Source organism: Vibrio sp. 10N.261.45.E2, assembly GCF_002875705.1.
Lineage (GTDB): Bacteria > Pseudomonadota > Gammaproteobacteria > Enterobacterales > Vibrionaceae > Vibrio.
The window spans coordinates 84,506-102,588 of sequence record NZ_MCZZ01000123.1 but is presented as its reverse complement, the minus strand read 5'-3'; the positions used below and the strand labels follow the sequence as shown (position 1 = coordinate 102,588).

Below are 18,083 nucleotides of genomic sequence, written 5' to 3'. Positions count from 1 at the left end.
TAAGCCGTTTTTTGTGAGGGAAAGGAATGCCTCTAAAAGCCAAACTGATTTTGCTGACATTGCTCCCGTTGCTGCTCGTAACGGCGAGTATTAGCTGGATCTCGCTGCACCAGACCAAGACGTTAGGCGCTAAAGAAGTTGAGATCTTTAGAGACAGCTTAATCAAGTCGCGTGAAAACGCCCTCAAAGACACGGTTGATCTGGCGTTCGATGCCATAGAACACGTTTATAACGACCCCAATATCCAAGAAGCCCAAGCCAAAAAAGAAGTTCGAACCATATTGTCTAAACTTAGATATGGTTCTGATGGTTATTTCTTTGCATACGACCGCCACGGGACCAACTTGGTTCATCCAATACAACCCGAATTGATTGGTCAAAATTTACTCCAACTGCAAGATGAAGATGGCGACTTTCTGATAGAAGCTCTCTTAAGAGAGGCGCAAACCGGAGGTGGATTTCACCAGTATTTGTGGCAAAAGCCTTCGACGGGCGAGGTGGTGTCTAAGCTGAGTTATGCCGCATGGTTAGAGCGATGGGACTGGATGATTGGCACTGGCTTATATATTGAAGACGTCCATCAAGAAGTAGCATCGATGCAGGCTGCAATTAACAAGAATATTGAAACCACGTTCTTTTCGATTGTGGTGATTCTGAGCGTGACGGTTGCGGTCATTATCGTGCTGACCTTGGCCATTAATATGCATGAACACAGGATCGCGGATAACAACTTGAAGGAGCTGGCGCATAAGACGGTGATGTTCCAAGAAGACGAGAAGAAGCATCTCGCACGTGAGTTACATGATGGTATTAACCAATTATTAGTGTCGAGTCGTTGCCACTTAGAACTGCTCGGTAATAAGCTGCAAAATGAAGACCTTAAAGCACATTTGAATAAATCGCAGCATTCACTGATGCGGGCGATAGAAGAAGTGAGGCATATCTCGCATCAACTTCGGCCAAGTTCATTGGATGACATAGGCTTAGAAGCTGCATTGTCTTCCTTGTTGTTAGATTTTCAGGCGCACTCGGGTATTGAGGTGGAAACCTTGTTTAGTACTCAACAGGGTAAGTTGAAATCTGAAGCCGCGACAACCTTGTATCGAGTGGTGCAAGAGTCATTGAATAACATAGAGAAACACGCACAAGCGACCAAAGTAAGGGTTATCGCGCAGCAAATTGGCAATGTACTGCAATTACTGATTCAAGATAATGGTGTCGGTTTCAACACCTATAAAGCGATGGAAAAACGAGGGATCGGGCTGCGGAACATGAGAGAGCGAGTGGAGTTCATCGGCGGTGATTTTGAACTGATGAGTGAGATTGGCCTCGGAACGGAAATTACGGTGTTACTGACACTAGAGGGATTAATGAATGAGTGAAGTTATTCGAGTTGTGATCGCTGACGATCACCAAGTGGTACTGGATGGCTTTATGGCGAGATTGGAACTCGAGCCAGATATTAGCGTGATAGGTACGGCTAGCAATGGGCTAGAAGCGGTAGAGATAGTTAAGACTCTGCACCCTGATGTGGTGTTGATGGATATCAGCATGCCGATCATGAATGGTATTGATGCGACCCACTTGATTAAAGAAGAAGACCCTGAAGCTAAGGTGTTGATGCTGACCATGCATAACAACCGTGAATACATCATGAAGGTGATGCAGTCGGGTGCAGTCGGCTACATGTTGAAAGAGATCTCGGCTGAAAAAATGGTGCAGGCAATCAAAACGGTCAATCAAGGCTCGACCTATTTCTGTGAAAAAGTAACGCAGAATTTGTTTACTCAGCCGATTACTCCAACGCCGTCCGTTAAGAATCCATTGAGTAGACGTGAAGAAGCGGTGCTGAAATTAGTCGCAAAAGGGGAGAGCAGTAAAGAAGTCGCGAAGGCACTGAATATCAGCTATCGAACGGTAGAAACCCATCGACAAAATATTAAGCATAAGCTCGATATTCACTCTACAGCAGAGCTTGCTAAGTACGCGGTCAACTCCGGGCTTGTGGACTGATTTTACGCTAAATTACATTAAATGTGTAATTTAATTACTAAATGTGTAATTTAGGCCTCCTTTACGGAGGTTTTTTTAGTATTTTTGTGACAGGTTGATATTCTTCTTTTCGAAATTTAAGTGCCGAATGCAATGTTGCAAACTGTGCGCTGCAAATTAGAGAGGAAGCATGGAGCCTGTAAAAGATAGGTATAGTATTGAAAATACCGATTATACAGTAGGACAAGATAACGTTCAGAAATGGGGTTTTGATGTACATAACCCAGTATTTGGAATCAGTGCAGGAGCGATCATTCTCTTCCTGATTGCACTTCTAGTCGCAGATTCAGAAACCGCAAAAGCGGCGCTTGATGGAATCAAATGGAAAGTCATCGGTAATTTCGATGGTTTCTTCATGTGGGCAGCAAACATCTTCGTAATTTTCTGTTTTGCCCTCATTGTCTCCCCGTATGGCAAGATACGTATTGGTGGCAATGATGCCAAAGCAGAGCACTCAAACCTGTCTTGGGTGTCGATGTTATTCGCAGCGGGAATGGGTATTGGTTTAATGTTCTGGGGTGTCGCTGAACCTGTAGCTTACTTCACAGGCTGGTATGAAACGCCATTAGGTGTCGAAGCTTACTCACCTGAAGCGGCTAAGTTGGCGCTCGGCGCAACTATCTACAACTGGGGTCTTCACGGCTGGGCTATTTACGCCGTTGTTGCTCTAGCGCTTGCCTTCTTTACCTTCAATAAAGGTTTGCCACTTTCAATCCGTTCTATTTTCTACCCAATCTTGGGCGATAGAACTTGGGGTTGGTTTGGTCATATTGTTGATATCGTTGCTGTGCTTGCAACGCTATTTGGTCTTGCCACTTCATTGGGCTTAGGTGCTCAACAAGCAACAAGTGGTATTAACCATGTGTTTGGTACCGATGGCGGTATTGGCATGCAGCTGATTGTTATCGCAGTGGTCACTTGCTTGGCGACAATGTCAGTGGTTTGCGGCATCAATGGCGGTGTGAAGGTTCTGAGTAACGTCAATATGTTGGTCGCTTTGGGTTTGCTTATTTTTGTTACCATCGCTGGTGGCATGGCGGGCATTAAAGCAATCCCAACCGCACTAATGGGCTACATTGAAAACTTTATTCCTCTAAGTAATCCTCATGGTCGTGATGATGAAACTTGGATGCAAGGTTGGACCGTATTCTATTGGGCATGGTGGATGTCTTGGTCTCCATTCGTTGGCATGTTTATCGCTCGTATATCTAAAGGTCGTACGATTCGTGAATTTATCGTTGCGGTGCTGTTCATCCCAACGACAGTCATCATCATTTGGATGGCTATTTTCGGTGGCATCGCGATTGACCAAGTAGCGAACAAGGTGGGCGAGATTGGTGTGAATGGTCTGCAAGATATTACACTTTCTCTGTTCCATACTTACGATGCGTTGCCAATGAGCTCTGTGCTCTCAGTAGTTTCGATTGGTTTGATTATGGTGTTCTTTATCACCTCTTCAGACTCAGGTTCATTGGTTATCGATAGCATTACTTCTGGTGGTAAAGTCGATGCACCTGTTCCACAACGCGTATTTTGGGCGTTGATGGGCGGCGCGATTGCAGCGGTTCTATTGTGGGTTGGTGGTACTGAATCTATTCAAGCACTGCAAGCTGGAACAGTATCGATGGCGCTACCATTTGCCTTCATATTATTGCTTATGTGCCTAAGCTTATTGCTAGGTTTACGAACAGAAAATCAATTGGTTAAGCATCAAAGTGCTTTGAGTTAAAAGTATTTTTCATGAAAAGGTCGACGGGGTCGGCCTTTTTTTCGGCATAAACTTGAGTAATTACGTGAATTTTGTTTGAAATTTAATCGAACCGATTCTGCTTTACTGAAAACAACAAGTTAACCTGCTAAACTTCAGACATCCAAGTATTTGAATTATTGTGACAACAGCTTGTACTACTTGGATTGTAGGTTCGAGTTTGTAATTAAGTCACAGGTAAGTAAGGGATACGAGGTCAACAGACCCTATTAGTATTCCGTAGAGAGGGATAATGACTAAAGGTATAGATAAATACAGTATCGACAGTACGGATTACACTGTCGGTCAAGATAACGTCCAAAAATGGGGTTTTGATGTTCATAACCCAGTATTTGGTATCAGTGCGGGACTTATCGCTTTGTTCCTGATCGGTGTTCTTATTACAGATACCGCTTCAGCAAAGGCTGCACTAGATGGCGTTAAAGGCCAGATTATCAATTCGTTTGATTGGCTTTTCATCTGGTCGGGTAATATTTTCGTAATTTTCTGCTTGGGCTTGATTGTTTCTCCATACGGCAAAATCCGCCTTGGTGGTGTTGATGCGACGGCAGATTACTCATTCTTCTCTTGGCTATCGATGCTGTTTGCCGCAGGTATGGGTATCGGCTTGATGTTCTGGAGTGTGGCTGAGCCTGCTGCTTACTTCACGGGTTGGTTTGAAACTCCGTTAGGTGTTGAACCAAATACACCAGAAGCGGCTAAATTGGCATTGGGTGCAACCATGTATCACTGGGGTCTACACCCTTGGGCTATTTATGGTGTAGTGGCACTGTCACTTGCGTTTTTCTCTTACAACAAGGGTTTGCCTCTTTCAATCCGTTCTATCTTTTACCCAATTTTAGGTGATAGAGCTTGGGGTTGGGCTGGTCACATTGTTGATATTCTTGCGGTACTTGCAACGCTATTTGGTCTGGCTACATCGCTAGGTCTTGGTGCACAACAAGCGGCAAGTGGTATTCAGCATGTATTCGGCATCGAAGCGGGCTTAGGGCTGCAAGTTATTGTGATTACAGCGGTGACGTTATTGGCGGTAGTATCAGTACTTCGTGGTATTGATGGTGGCGTTAAAGTTATCAGTAACATCAACATGCTGGTTGCTTTCTTACTGCTTATTTTAGTGGCTCTAATCGGCTACGCAGTGACACTAGGCTCTATCCCAACTACATTGATGGCGTACATTGAAAATATCATTCCTCTGAGCAACCCTCACGGTCGTGAAGATGAAACGTGGATGCACGGTTGGACTGTATTCTACTGGGCTTGGTGGATTTCATGGTCTCCATTCGTAGGTATGTTTATCGCACGTGTTTCTAAAGGTCGTACGGTTCGTGAGTTCATCACAGCAGTTCTGATTGTACCGACTACAGTGACTATCATCTGGATGTCAGTATTCGGTGGCATGGCGATTGACCAAATCGTGAATAACGTTGGTATTCTTGGTCAAGACGGCCTAACAGATGTATCACTAGCTATGTTCCAAATGTTTGATGCACTGCCGTTTGGTACTCTGCTATCAATTATTGCGGTTGTATTGGTTCTAGTATTCTTCATTACATCGTCTGACTCAGGCTCTCTAGTTATCGACAGCATTACTGCTGGTGGTAAAGTTGATACGCCTGTGCCTCAACGTGTGTTCTGGGCTTTCCTTGAAGGCGCGATTGCTGTAGCTCTATTGTGGGTCGGCGGTACTGAAGCAGTACAGGCTCTGCAAGCGGGCGCAATATCGACGGCATTGCCATTCACCATCATTCTATTATTGATGTGTGTGAGTTTGTTAATGGGTATGCGTACAGAAAAGCGCTAAGACCTATGGCTTAATCAGCCGTGTTTTATATGCGGTTGGACGATAAATAATACGAAGGCAGGCGAGGAAACTCTCCTGCCTTTTTTGTGTCTATTTTTCTGTGTGAATGGTTATTTTTATAGTGTGACGATCTGTATATTTCGGTTGAATTGCACTCAAAATAGCGCCTTTAATTTGGCGAAAAGCCAAGTAATTGGCATTATCTAAGTCAATGGTTTGCCTAATATTATATTCCGCTATTAAATTATAAAATTGCTCGAATTTAATACTCATATTGGGTAGTATGCGCGGGATTTCCCACCACTCGTGAAGCTTAGAATGAAACTAACACTTAAACAGAAGTTGATAGGTGCAAGCTTATCTGCTGTTGTCGTAATGGCAACGGCGTTGACTTGGTTATCAGCAAACCAATTATTTGAACAGACTCGTAATGGCGTATACCTACGAGCTGAGAGCGTATCTGAAGCAGCATCTGAAGGTATTAAAAACTGGATTGATATCCGTACCGATATCGCATCAGCATTTAATGAGTTTTCACGAGAAAGTGATGTTGTTCCTTTCCTTAAGCAAGCTCGTGTAGCGGGTGGCTTTGACGATATCTTTTTAGGTACTCCAGAAGGCGGAATGTACCGTTCACACCCTGAACGTAATCGCGCAGATTACGATCCACGTCAACGTCCTTGGTACCAAGAAGCAAACGCAGCAGGTAAGCAAATCATTACCACAGCTTACCAAGATGCCATCACTAAAGCACTGTTAGTAACTATCGCAGAACCTGTTCGCCACAATGGCCAGCTTGTTGGCGTAGTAGGTGCGGACGTACTTATCGACCAATTGGTTAACGATGTAATCAGCCTAGATGTGGGTGACAACGCTTACGCAATGCTAATTGATGCCTCTGACGGCACATTCCTAGCGCATCCAGATTCAGCACTCAGCTTAAAGCCAGTGAGCCAGCTTTCAAACGATATCTCTATGCCTATCATCGAGAACGCAGTGCGTACCGGTAGCATCGAGATCATTAAAGAACGTGGCGCTGAGAAGCTGCTTTACTTCACGAAGGTACCTAACACTAACTGGATCTTCGCAGTTCAGATGGATAAAGCAACAGAAGAAGCGAACCACTCAACGCTACTTACTCAGCTGATCATCACTGCTATCGTTATTACCCTAATCGTAATCGTACTCGTGTCTTGGTTAGTGAGCTTCCTATTCCGCGACCTAAACCGCGTTTCGGCAGCACTTGAAGAAATTGCTTCAGGTGAGGGTGACCTTACTCAACGTCTTGAGCCTAAGAGTGACGACGAAATCGGTAAGCTTGCTGAAAACTTCAACCGTTTTGTGGGCAACATGCACACCATGGTGATCAAGCTAAGCGAAGTATCTGCTGCGCTAGGCAACCAAGCTCGTCAAACGGCTTCTCAAGCTGAAGAACGTAGTGCTCGTATCCAAATGCAGCAAGACGAGATCAACATGGTAGCGACGGCCGTTAACGAAATGGCTGCAGCAACACAAGAGATCGCGGGTAATGCAGACCACACTGCACAGAACTCATCTGAAGCCGTTGGCGCGTGTGAGCACGGTACTGGTCAAGTAACACAGACTCAAAGCTCTATCCAAAACCTTGCTCAAGAAGTTCAAATCGCAACCAACGTGATTCTAGAACTTGAAGAGCACGGTAATAGCATCAATGCTATCCTGTCGAACATTCAAGGTATCGCTGAACAAACGAACCTACTTGCACTTAATGCGGCGATTGAAGCAGCACGTGCCGGTGAGCAAGGCCGCGGTTTCGCAGTAGTAGCGGATGAAGTTCGTGTTCTGAGCCAACGTACACACGGTTCAACGCAAGAGATTCAACAGACTATCGAATTGCTGCAAGGCACGACAGGCAAAGCGGTTAACATCATGAACGATAGCCGTACGCTTGCTGAAACCAGTGTTGATGACGCTAACTCAGCGGCAGCGAGCCTAACGCAAATTCATGCAGCTGTTGAACGCATCAGCGACATGGCAACACAGATTGCTTCTGCTGCAGAAGAGCAAGCGTCTGTAACGTCGGAGATTACTCGTAACACTGAAGGAATCCGTGACGTGTCTAACGAGCTAGCTGACGAAGCACACCAAGCGGCAGAGCAAGCTGCTCAGCTGTCTGAACTGTCTCACGAGCTAGAGAGCGAAATCAGCCGCTTCAAGCTGTAAGCGCTAACTCGTAATTTGAAAGCCGAATGTGATTATCACATTCGGCTTTTTTGTGCGTGCTAGTTAGAGTTATGAACTCAAACTAGTTGTTCGGATAACCTGAAAACTTAGCTTTAAGGGCCACACGAGTCGGGAAGTACTGCTTCATAAACTTAACCATCCCAAGGGCGCTAGCTTGGCGTTGTTAAGCTGTTTGGGTCTTTGCATCAAGGTCTGTAGTTATTGGGAGTGGCTTGTCAGCGTATGGAATAAGGGTGTACTCCAGTAGAATCACAGACAATAAAAAGCCCGAGTATAAACTCGGGCTTAGAATGGTTTTCTTTATAATTTATGAGAAGCTAGATTGCCTGACGAAGTTGGAAGTAACGTCCTTCTTCGTTTAGCAGCGTCTCGTGAGAGCCGTGTTCTACAATCTCGCCTTGTTCAATCAGAACGATAGAATCCATCGATTCCAGACCAATCAAGCGGTGCGTAATGAAGATAACCGTCTTGCCTTCAAAGTGCTTCTCGAACAGTGCCATAATGCTCTGCTCTGTTTGCTTATCTAAGCCTTCTGTAGGCTCATCAAGAAGCAGGATAGGGGCATCATGAAGAATCGCACGTGCGATACCAATACGGCGCTTCTCACCACCAGACAGTTGACGACCACCATCACCTAACCAGCTATCAAGCGCGTTGTTCTCAAGCAGTTTTTCTAGGCCAACGTCTTTAAGGATATTCGCTAAGTGATCATCGGTCGCTTCTGGTCTTGCAATCAACAAGTTGTCACGGAGAGTACCATTCAAAATGTCGACGCGCTGGCTTACCACACTGATAGATTCACGCAGTTGTGACTCGTTCCATTGTGTCAGCTCAATGCCCGCGATAGAGATGTAACCTTTCTTAGGATCCCAGTATCGAGTTAGAAGCTGAATCAGTGTCGACTTACCAGAACCCGTTTGACCCACAATCGCAACCTTGTTGGTAGCCGGGATTGTTAGGTCGACAGCGTTCAGAACACTGCGCTCAGAATCAGGGTAGTTGAACGTTACGTTTGAGAACGTAATATCAAGCGGCTTGTTGATGTCGAGCTTCTCTTCCGCGAACTGAACTTCAGGCTCTGACAGAATCACTTCGTTCAAGCGACGAGCTGAAGACAGAGTCTGACCTAAATGCTGGAACGCGCCTGCGATTGGCATTAATAGCTCAAAACTTGCCATAGTAGCGAACGCCATTAGCGCGATGAACGGGTCTGGTGCATTACCACCCACGCCGTCAGCCGCCAGCCAAAGCATAAGAACCAGCGTCAAACCGTTGAACAGCATTAGCGCAGCTGAAGCCATACCTGTTAGGTTAGCGTTCACAAACTGATTCGCCATCAGCTTGTGTTGTGTCTCTAGAATCGCATTACGGTAACGCTCTTCTGCACCGAACAGAGTCAGTTCGCTGTAGCCTTCAATCCAATCCAGAGTGGTAACACGAAGATCTGCTTTGTTCTGTGTCAGCTCACCACCGTTACGTTTCCCCAGCTTGTAGAACAAGACAGGCCAAACCAACAGCATGATAAGCAGGATAGAACCTAAGATCAGGCCTAATGAAGTATCAAACCACATCAAGAACAGAGTCAGGAAGAAGATACCAAACACACCAACCGTCACAGGGCTTACTAAGCGTAGGTAAACGTGGTCCATTGCATCGACATCAGCAACCAAACGGTTGAGAAGGTCAGCATCACGAAGGTTTGAGATACGACCTGGGATCAGCGGAGCCAGCTTCTTGAAGAAGAAAATACGTAAATCAGTTAACAGTTTGAATGTTGCATTGTGGCTCACGACGCGTTCACCCCAACGACCCGCAGTACGGCTCATTGCCAAACCACGCACACCACCACCCGGTAGCATGTAGTTGAAGGTTTCACGTGCAATCGTAAGGCCTGCAACTGCAGAAGCTGAAATGAACCAACCTGATAGCGTTAACAAGCCGATAGAAGCCGAAAGAGTAGCAAAAGCCAGTAGCATGCCTAGCGATAGGCCAAACCAATGCTTTTTATAGAGTTTCAGGTAAGGCAGTAAATCACGCATCTAAATTACCCTTATTGTCTTGTTGAGCTAAGTTCGCGTTTAGCATCTCTTCGAATAAACCACCCGCAGTCGAAAGCTTAGAGTAATGACCTTGTTCAACAAGACCACCATCGCGCATAACCAGAATGTTATCGACCGATTGAAGAGGAGCCAGTTGGTGCGTCACAAGCAGGGCAGTGCGACTTTCGATGTTGCTGTTGATGCCTTTCATCACGAGCTGTTCACTGCGAGTATCTAGGCTGGCAGTAGGTTCATCTAACAACCAGAATTGACCGTCTTGAATCATTGCACGAGCCAAAGCTAAACGCTGAGATTGACCAACAGACAGGCCACCCGAACGGTCAGAAATCATGTAATCCAAGCCATGCTCGTTTACAAATTCGTTAGCAAAAGATTGCTCTAGTGCGTTTTGAACAGTTTGGTCAGTGATATCTTGCTTACCTAGAGTGACGTTGTCACGAATGCTGCCGTGAAGTAACAATGGGTTTTGACCAACCCAGCTGATCGTCTTACGCCAAGATGCCAAATCTAAATCACGCAATTCAACGCCATTGATTTTCAAGCTTCCTTCATAAGGCATGAAACCAAGAATGGCGTTGATCAAACTTGTTTTACCCGCACCACTTGGGCCAACTAATGCAGTCGACTGGCGAGTATTCAGTGCAAACGAGATAGGGCCAACCAGTTGAACTCCTTCAGGGCTCAATACTTTCAGATCTTGAGCTTCAATATTGATGCCTTGAGCTGGGTCTAGTTGAGTGTCACCTGATTTAACCTTAGTGATGTCGGTTTCTAGGAACTCGACAATACTCTCGGCAGCACCCACCGCTTGTTGCTTCGCGTGGTAGAACGTACCTAAGTCGCGCAGAGGTTGGTAAAATTCAGGTGCCAAGATAAGGATAAACAAACCAGCGAATAAAGTAATGCCAACGCCGTAGTGACCGAAGTTAAGCTCGCCGATGTAAGTGAAACCAAAGTAAACCGCCGTCATCGCGATAGAGATAGACGTGAAGAACTCAAGCACAGCAGAAGACAAGAAAGCGATCTTCAATACATCCATGGTGCGCGTTCTGAACACCTCTGATGCACCTTTCAATACTTCTGTTTCAGCGCTAGTACGGTCGAAAAGACGAATCGTTGTCATGGATTGCAAACGGTCGTAAAAGTGACCTGAAAGACGCTGAAGCGCTTTGAAGTTTTTACGGTTTGCATCGGCCGCTTTCATACCTACAAGTGCCATGAACATCGGTACCAGTGGCGCAGTCAGCAAGAAGATAAGGCCAGCCGCCCAGTTTACTGGGAACACCACGACCAAAATAATGAACGGAATCATTACCGACAGAGACATCTGAGGTAAGTAACGAGAGAAGAAGTCTTGCATGTCTTCAACTTGTTCTAGCAACAAGGTTGCCCACGTACCTGCAGGCTTACCTTTGATGTAAGCAGGGCCAAGTTCGCGTAACTTATCGAGAATGAGCTGCCTAATGTAAACACGGATCTGTTCACCACAGCGATAACCTGCGATTTCACGACCCCATGTACAGCCCGCACGGCCAACGACCGAAAGTGCCAAGCCAGCAAAATGACCAACCAGTTCAGATTTATCGACATTCTCGATGATCAGCTGGTGAAGAATAGAGGCGAGAAGAGCTGCTTGAGCAATTAAAAACACGCTTGAAAGTACGCCAAGGCTAATCGCAATCATAAGCCAGCGTTTCGCTAACTTACTCTGTTGCTTAAGCCACTTGTTCAAGCTGCGTTGTTTTTTCTTATCCATTATGAAGGCTTAATGATAATTATTATTTGTTGAGGGCGGCTAGTATACAAAAGAAAGCCCAGTGGATATACCACTGGGCTCTAGGGATTTACAACAAAATGTGATGACGCCCTGCATCTACTGAGGCGAGAGCACCGATAATCAAATCTGCAATCTCAGATTTACTTATCGTTAAGGCCATCTAGGAAGCGTTCAGCATCCAGTGCAGCCATACAACCTGTACCAGCAGAAGTGATTGCTTGGCGGTAGTTGTGGTCCATTACATCACCTGCAGCGAATACGCCTGGGATGCTGGTTTGTGTCGCGTTACCTTCAAGACCTGACTGAACGATGATGTAGTCATCTTTCATATCTACTTGGCCTTTGAAGATTTCAGTGTTCGGTTGGTGACCGATAGCAATGAACGCGCCCATTACTTCGATGTCTTCTGTCTTATCAGACTGAGTATCTTTAATACGAACGCCAGTCACGCCCATATCGTCGCCCAGAACTTCGTCTAGCGTGCGATCAGTGTGAAGAACAATGTTACCGTTCTCTACTTTGTCCATTAAACGCTTCACTAGGATCTTTTCTGCGCGGAATGTGTCACGGCGGTGAACTAGGTGAACTTCAGACGCGATGTTAGATAGGTAAAGTGCTTCTTCAACAGCCGTGTTACCACCACCCACAACCGCTACTTTCTGATTGCGGTAGAAGAAACCATCACACGTTGCACAAGCGGATACGCCGCGGCCTTTGAATGCTTCTTCAGAATCTAAACCTAGGTACTTAGCCGATGCGCCCGTTGAGATGATCAACGCATCACACGTGTACTCACCAGAATCGCCTTTAAGACGGAAAGGGCGGTTTGAAAGGTCGACTTCGTTAATGTGGTCGAACAGGATTTCTGTTTCAAAGCGCTCTGCGTGCTCTTTCATGCGATCCATTAGAGCAGGACCCGTTAAACCTTCTGCATCACCCGGCCAGTTTTCCACTTCTGTTGTGGTTGTAAGCTGACCACCTTGCTGCATACCCGTAACAAGTACTGGGTTTAGGTTTGCACGAGCAGCGTAAACTGCAGCTGTATAGCCAGCAGGGCCAGAACCAAGAATCAATAAATTACAGTGCTTTACGTCGCTCATGAGGACTCCGAAATTGAATTTGTTTTAATTTATAATCGCTTAGGATTGTATGGAAAATATGGAGGCAATAAAAGTGTAAACAAGGGCTGAAGTGTAATTAATCGTTATAGTTTAGAACTTAATGAAGACAAACGTTTTCGTGGCTGGAAGAACAGTGAAATCACCAAAAGGCTTTGGGGGTGTTGGTGAGAGGGCTATGACTATGATTTATGTATGAGGTGGGCTTTTTTAGTTAGCTAAATCTTACACTTGCCTATTGTGAAATCGATCTTGATGCAACTTCAATGTTGATTGCCAAGTAAGCTCTTTAGAAATCATTTGAACAATTCTAGTATCGAAAAGTTACTTAACTTATTGCCTTTTGTTTATGGGAGAGTTGATAACTTGATTCAATTAAAATAGAAAGATTACTTGTTTTATTAAATTCGTTTTCCGTTTTGGTCATATCGATAAACAAAGAGCCGAACCTGTTGTGAGTAGATTCGGCTTTTAGTACTTGATGCTTTGTTTAATCTCTAGCTGCTTTTTTCAAAAAATCGCTCGTTTTGTAAGCGATAACTAACCAAAAAGATGACAAAGCAAAAATAACTGGTTGGATGTAACTAAACACACTCTCTGGGTTTATAAGAGAATACGCATAAACCCCTCCACAAAGAATCAAAAGAATAATTGTTAAACCGATAAAAATAAGCAACCCTTGTGAGTTTATGTTTTTGCTTCCATTAGAGTCACATATGATGATTCCTAGTGATTGAGCAATCATCATGAAACTAGCTACAGACCAATCTGTAGATGTCAGAATCTCCATTGGTTTTGATGTAGCTAACTTCGTTACCAATAAAATAACGAAAGGCACAAGTATAAAAATGTAGCTTGCTAGAAACTTTTTCATTCAAATAGATTTGCTTGACTGTCCGAACTAATAAACTTGTCACGTTCGACGCTATGAACGTGGTTAATAATTGCATTAGCGTTTCGAGTGTTTCCAGATGAGCTAACAACCACATCACAAATCAAGTTTACACGAATTAGATCGTTTGCTCTTACTACTGCCATTTTTCCAGATTGGTACTTACTAAGCCATTCATGATCAACTATCTTCACGAAAAATTGTCTTTGAGAAATGATACTTTTTACGTACCAAGAGCCAGTCCCAATATTACAGGGCTTGATTGCGATAATAGTGTCTTTGCCATTAAAGGGCTCTGGTTGGGATTTCTTTAAGTCTGCCATCGAGATATGAGATCTAAATCCAGGGTCAAACTTGTATACTTTATTGCTCGAAGATGACTCGTTTGCAGATACTTCAAAATGCTCTTGATCCATAAGCATTTCTCCACCGGTAGATATATCATTCATCACTTCGGCTAAAGAAATACGGTCAATATAAGGGTCGACTATATTAGTCGCAAATGTGTTATGACTTTTTAAAAAGGCTGATGTTTCTTGTTCAATTTCTTGAGCCTTTTGCTCTAAGTTATCCTCAGTTGCATCATTAAGTAGCAGTTTGGTTAGTTGTAAAGCAATAAAATCTAAAACACCGCCTTTATAACCAACCTTATTAATTAACTTGATGGAACCACGTTCAACATGATCGAATAAAAAAACTGATTCGGAATCGGGTTCAATTTGCTGCCCAATTAATTCAATGAAGTGGCGGTAACCTTTGGTATAGCAGTGCAGAGCTAGCAGCATATCTTCAGGGTTAGCTCGCAGGTCTCTGTGCTCTAAACGTAATGTTAGGTTATTGGTTTCAGAGCATTTCTTTATTGGCGTAGTGGTGTGCATGTGTTGCTTTATTTTTAGTAATTGAATAGACGCAGCAATAATACGTCTCTTATACGTTACCTATCCAGCAGTAATCCGACTAAATTGGCCATTTTTGACCTAAATGGAAAGAAAAAGGTTCAAAAATGACTTTTGTGAGCCTCGGTAAATCGCTGAAGTTCATAATCGTCGTTAGAAACATTAAGGTTAGATGTCGTTTCTACTAAGTTGCGCTTTTAAAAGAAATGAGCCATTTGGGGCGGTCGAGTTCCCCCCGAACTCGACCTGTTCCAGACGCGCAAGCAAAGGCGTTTGGTTTCTGGTGTACTCATAAATTAACCAATTTCAGTTTGTTGTGTAAATAATCAATAGCCTAGTGATTGATAGGTAGGTCGTATTTCGTTGTGCAAAAGCATAGAAATCAATAATGGTGAACGTGATATTTGGACTCGTGCAGGAGGCTGGTTTGTTGAGGCGAAAGGGCTGGCACAATATGAAATATGAGTTGATAGTTAATAATATCGTTAAATTTAAATTTGTAGGGATTTATAACTAGCTAGTGGAGTGTGCTAGTTTTAAGAGTTGGTCATCTTTTATTCTGGTTTTATACACTGCATTTGAATTTCAAGTTAGATTTAGTGTCTGAATTATTAAATCTGACGGGATAAATGATTGCTTTATGTTGATTTGACAAGATCTTCAAGTATCCTTTATGTAAACAAAACGTTAAATATCGAAAGTAAATTAACAATCATTAAGGAGTCGATGATGTTACACGCTCACGAAAACACCCTACATATTACCCACCTCAGTAACCATGCAGTCAAGGAGTTGTCACCATCATTCTCTAAGCTACCAAGCACAGAGCATGCGGATGGCCAGTTCCGATTGAGAAGGTACTCTGTGGTTGAATTCAGTAATGGACAAGTCGTTGAGCTAGACAAACATAACTTCGTTCAGTCTGAAGACATCAATCACTTTCAAGGTGACGTTGTTCGCCAGTTCGAGCCGATTGAAGCTCAAATATTAAGCAGCGAAGGCATGCAAGAGATGTGTGAACTGTTCATTGAAACCAACGGACTTGAAGACGGACAAGAAATCGAAATTCACCAAATCCGTATCGCTGCCATTTTTGAAGAGACACAGGTTGCGCCAGAAGGTGTCCACCAAGACGGTTTTGACCACATCGCGATCATTGGTGTTACTCGTCACAACATCGTTGGTGGTGAAGTGATGCTGTATCAAGATAGCCACGAAGCACCATTCTTTAGAAAAGTGTTAGGCGATGGCGAAGTAGCAATGTTGGCCGACAGTAAGCTTTGGCACAACGCACAACCGATTCGTACCATAGACCATGATGAGATGGGCTACATGGATGTGTTTGTTCTAACGGCTAAGGATGCGCGCAATGTCCTTCACTCTTAACGATGTGCGCCAACAGTTTAGCGCGTTAGGCCAATATCATAGTGGCAAGCCGGTGACCTTTTTTGATGGGCCGGGTGGCTCTCAGGTTCCTGAGAATGTTTTAGCATCCATGACGGAATACCTAGGGCATTTCAATTCAAACCTAGGCGGTCATTACTTTTCTAGCCAAAAGACGACAGGTTTAATGCAGCAAGCGCGAGAAGCGGCACAAGCGCTACTCAACGCGGAGTCTTCTGGCAACGTAGTGTTCGGTGCGAACATGACATCTTTGACCTTCCAACTTAGCCGAGCGATCAGCCGCGATTGGAAAGAGGGCGATGAAGTTATCGTCACTGCGTTAGACCATTACTCAAATGTCTCGAGCTGGCAGCAAGCGGCCGACGACAAAGGCGCTATTGTTCGCCAAGTTCGTGTCGATGAGTCGGATTGTAGTTTGGATATGGCGCATTTTGAATCGCTGCTTAACGAGAAAACCAAGCTTGTCGCGGTGACGTTTGCTTCGAACACGACAGGCTCAATTGTCGATATGGCGAAAGTTATCGAGCTTGCACATCCGCATGGTGCGCAGGTTTATGTCGATGCCGTGCATTACGCGCCACACCACTTGATTGATGTTCAGCAACTGAATTGTGATTTCTTAGCGTGTTCAGCGTATAAGTTCTTCGGCCCGCATGTGGGCATTGCTTATGTTGCGCCTCAATGGCTGCATACTCTAAAACCTTATAAGGTAGAGCCTGCAACCAATATCGGCCCAGGTCGATTTGAGACTGGCACGCAAAGCTTCGAAGGCCTTGCCGGTGTGATTGCGGCAGTGGATTACTTGGCACAATTAGGCGATCCAGCCGATTCATTGCGTTCTCGTTTAGAGCAAAGCTACGCGCTTTATAACAAGCATGAAAGCCAACTCAGTGAGTACTTCCTAAAGCGCTTGGGCGATCTGGAAGGGGCAAAACTTTATGGTAAGACGGAGTTTGATTCGAACCTGAGAACGCCAACGTTCGCCATCACCTTTGATAGCCACTCTCCAGAGTTCATCGCTAAGAAGCTGGGTGAACATAATATCTGTGTGTGGAACGGACACTTCTACGCGCTAGGTTTGGTGAAGCAGTTGGGTATTGAAGAGCAGGGTGTGGTGCGTATTGGTTGTATGCATTACAACTCGATTGAAGAGATCGATTTGCTGTTCAATGTGCTTGAAGGGATCTTGCGAAGCCATTAGCAGAAGTCATTAGCAAGAAGTCACTAGCACTTAATAGCGACAGAATTAGAAAAGAGCATACTTCTCTCATGAATATTGAGTAGGAAGTATGCTCTTTTTCGTTTCACAGCGCTTATTTAGTTAACGCCAGTGACCGAAGCAAGACAGCTATTCGACTAAGAAAGCTGCTCAACAATTGCGACACCCACAGCATGTGCACTGGTTGGGTTCTGGCCTGTAATCACTCGCTCATCAATAATCACAAGTTCTTGCCAAGGTTGAACCTTATTGAAACGCGCTGCGCCACGAGCAAGTGATTCTTCCAGTAGAAATGGAATGTCGTTGATGGTGCCAAAGTCGATCTCTTCTTCGCGTGTAAAGCCTGTTACCGATTTAGAACTCAGCAACTTCTCACCGTTACTCAGTACGATAGGAAGTAGAGCTGCTGGGCCGTGACATACTGATGCGATCACACCGCCATCTTCATAATGTTTAGCTGCAATCGTTGCGAATTGCTCGTCGGTTGCTAAGTCAGAAAGTAGGCCGAATCCACCTGGGTAGAAGATAGCATCGTAGCTTTCTACGTTTAATTGGCTTACAGGAATCGTGTTGTTAATACGGTTTTGGAAGTCATCATTCGCCAAGATATCAGCATTAACCGTATCTCCTTCAATATCAGTTCCGTATAGCGGCGCTTTGCCACCATTGATAGAAGCGATGTCGTACTCAAAACCAGCAGCCATGATCTCTTTCAGAGCGTGGGTTAGTTCAGGTGCGTAAGTGCCGTTAGCTTGGTCTGTATCGCCAAGTGTTGCGTGGTTCGTTACTGGAATTAGTATTTTTTTCATGATTCATCCCTTTGAGCTTATGTTTTTTATTTAGGCGCTGATGCTTAACGTTAGCTATCGC

At 44.6% G+C, this 18,083-nt stretch carries 13 protein-coding genes; 7 read left to right on the top strand and 6 right to left on the bottom strand.

From position 1 onward, the window contains the following. Positions 1 to 26 precede the first annotated feature (26 nt). The 5 genes from BCT34_RS11735 (at position 27) to BCT34_RS11715 (ending at position 7,826) form a co-directional block, all read left to right on the top strand. On the top strand, positions 27 to 1,382 hold the full coding sequence (locus BCT34_RS11735; protein WP_076654863.1) for a cache domain-containing protein: 1,356 nt from the start codon (positions 27 to 29) through the stop codon (positions 1,380 to 1,382). Next, complete coding sequence (locus BCT34_RS11730; RefSeq protein ID WP_076654864.1) at positions 1,375 to 2,013, top strand: response regulator transcription factor; 639 nt, start codon at positions 1,375 to 1,377, stop codon at positions 2,011 to 2,013. Before BCT34_RS11735 ends, BCT34_RS11730 begins: the two co-directional genes overlap by 8 nt. A gap of 169 nt (positions 2,014 to 2,182) precedes the next feature. Next, a complete protein-coding gene (locus BCT34_RS11725) occupies positions 2,183 to 3,781 on the top strand; it encodes a BCCT family transporter (RefSeq protein WP_076654865.1) in 1,599 nt (532 codons plus the stop codon). A 271-nt stretch (positions 3,782 to 4,052) separates the two neighbouring features. Next, a complete protein-coding gene (locus tag BCT34_RS11720; RefSeq protein ID WP_017060963.1) occupies positions 4,053 to 5,624 on the top strand; it encodes a BCCT family transporter in 1,572 nt (523 codons plus the stop codon). Between the two features lie 318 nt (positions 5,625 to 5,942). Continuing rightward, entirely contained in the window at positions 5,943 to 7,826 is a 1,884-nt protein-coding gene (locus tag BCT34_RS11715) for a methyl-accepting chemotaxis protein (RefSeq protein ID WP_076654866.1), read from the top strand. Between the two features lie 338 nt (positions 7,827 to 8,164). Here the strand turns inward: BCT34_RS11715 and cydC are convergent, their stop codons facing one another. The 5 genes from cydC to BCT34_RS11690 all read right to left on the bottom strand — a co-directional run bounded on the left by cydC (position 8,165) and on the right by BCT34_RS11690 (position 14,572). After that, a complete protein-coding gene (gene cydC, locus BCT34_RS11710; protein ID WP_076654867.1) occupies positions 8,165 to 9,886 on the bottom strand; it encodes a cysteine/glutathione ABC transporter ATP-binding protein/permease CydC in 1,722 nt (573 codons plus the stop codon). Next, entirely contained in the window at positions 9,879 to 11,663 is a 1,785-nt protein-coding gene (gene cydD / locus BCT34_RS11705; RefSeq protein ID WP_076654868.1) for a cysteine/glutathione ABC transporter permease/ATP-binding protein CydD, read from the bottom strand. Before cydD ends, cydC begins: the two co-directional genes overlap by 8 nt. A 161-nt stretch (positions 11,664 to 11,824) precedes the next feature. After that, positions 11,825 to 12,784, bottom strand: a complete 960-nt coding sequence (gene trxB / locus BCT34_RS11700) for a thioredoxin-disulfide reductase (protein WP_004733400.1) — start codon at positions 12,782 to 12,784, stop codon at positions 11,825 to 11,827. A gap of 508 nt (positions 12,785 to 13,292) precedes the next feature. Continuing rightward, positions 13,293 to 13,676, bottom strand: coding sequence for a hypothetical protein (locus BCT34_RS11695; protein ID WP_019821826.1), 384 nt, complete (start codon positions 13,674 to 13,676; stop codon positions 13,293 to 13,295). Further along, entirely contained in the window at positions 13,673 to 14,572 is a 900-nt protein-coding gene (locus BCT34_RS11690; RefSeq protein ID WP_076654869.1) for a hypothetical protein, read from the bottom strand. Before BCT34_RS11690 ends, BCT34_RS11695 begins: the two co-directional genes overlap by 4 nt. Positions 14,573 to 15,319: 747 nt before the next feature. On the opposite strand from BCT34_RS11690, the gene BCT34_RS11685 reads away from it, so the two are divergent. Further along, the gene (locus tag BCT34_RS11685) at positions 15,320 to 15,976 is read left to right on the top strand and encodes a 2OG-Fe dioxygenase family protein (protein ID WP_017059755.1); all 657 of its coding nucleotides are present in this window, start codon (positions 15,320 to 15,322) and stop codon (positions 15,974 to 15,976) included. Then, positions 15,960 to 17,195 carry a cysteine desulfurase-like protein gene (locus BCT34_RS11680; protein WP_076654871.1) on the top strand — a complete coding sequence of 412 codons (1,236 nt, stop codon included), beginning with the start codon at positions 15,960 to 15,962 and terminating at the stop codon, positions 17,193 to 17,195. Before BCT34_RS11685 ends, BCT34_RS11680 begins: the two co-directional genes overlap by 17 nt. Positions 17,196 to 17,350: 155 nt before the next feature. Here BCT34_RS11680 and BCT34_RS11675 read toward each other — a convergent pair whose 3' ends face one another. Further along, entirely contained in the window at positions 17,351 to 18,022 is a 672-nt protein-coding gene (locus tag BCT34_RS11675; RefSeq protein WP_076654872.1) for a type 1 glutamine amidotransferase domain-containing protein, read from the bottom strand. Between the last annotated feature and the right edge of the window lie 61 nt (positions 18,023 to 18,083).